The sequence below is a fragment of the Nocardia colli genome (assembly GCF_008704205.1).
In the GTDB taxonomy this organism is placed as follows: Bacteria; Actinomycetota; Actinomycetes; order Mycobacteriales; family Mycobacteriaceae; genus Nocardia; species Nocardia colli.
In genome coordinates this window covers 1-891 of the sequence record NZ_VXLC01000072.1, presented here as the reverse complement: position 1 = coordinate 891, position 891 = coordinate 1, and the positions used below count along the sequence as shown (strand labels likewise).

Below are 891 nucleotides of genomic sequence, written 5' to 3'. Positions count from 1 at the left end.
TCGATCGCCTTGTCCGGCAGGAACCGGTCGTTGATGTAGCGGTCGGCCAGCGTCGCTGCGGCCACCAGCGCGCCGTCGGTGATGGAAACCCGATGATGGGCCTCGTAGCGGTCGCGCAGACCCTTCAAAATGTTGATGGTGTGCTCGACCGTCGGCTCGCCGACCTGGACCGGCTGGAACCGGCGCTCCAGCGCGGCATCCTTCTCGATGTACTTGCGGTACTCATCGAGCGTCGTCGCGCCGATGGTCTGCAGCTCGCCGCGGGCCAGCTTCGGCTTCAGGATCGAGGCCGCGTCGATGGCGCCTTCGGCAGCACCCGCGCCGACGAGCGTGTGCAGCTCGTCGATGAACAGGATGATGTCGCCGCGGGTGTTGATCTCCTTGAGGACCTTCTTCAGGCGCTCTTCGAAGTCACCGCGGTAGCGGCTGCCCGCGACCAGGGAACCGAGGTCGAGGGTGTAGAGCTGCTTGTCCTTCAGCGTCTCCGGCACCTCGCCGTTGACGATGGCCTGAGCCAGGCCCTCGACGACGGCGGTCTTACCGACGCCGGGCTCACCGATCAGCACCGGGTTGTTCTTGGTGCGGCGGCTGAGCACCTGCATGACCCGCTCGATCTCCTTGGAGCGCCCGATGACCGGGTCGAGCTTGCCCTCCAAAGCGGCCTGGGTCAGGTTGCGGCCGAACTGATCGAGCACCAGCGAGGTGGACGGCGTGCCCGCCTCACCGCGCGAACCGGATTCGACCGGCTCCTTGCCCTGGTACCCCGACAGCAGCTGGATCACCTGCTGGCGCACCCGGTTGAGATCGGCGCCCAGTTTGACGAGCACCTGCGCGGCGACGCCCTCACCCTCGCGGATGAGACCGAGCAGGATGTGCTCGGTACCGATGTAG

At 66.7% G+C, this 891-nt stretch carries 1 protein-coding gene; it reads right to left on the bottom strand.

Annotation, left to right across the window (positions count from 1 at the left end; genetic code table 11):
• Positions 1-891: AAA family ATPase (locus F3087_RS45745; protein ID WP_150408484.1), on the bottom strand; the 891-nt coding region annotated here is incomplete at both ends.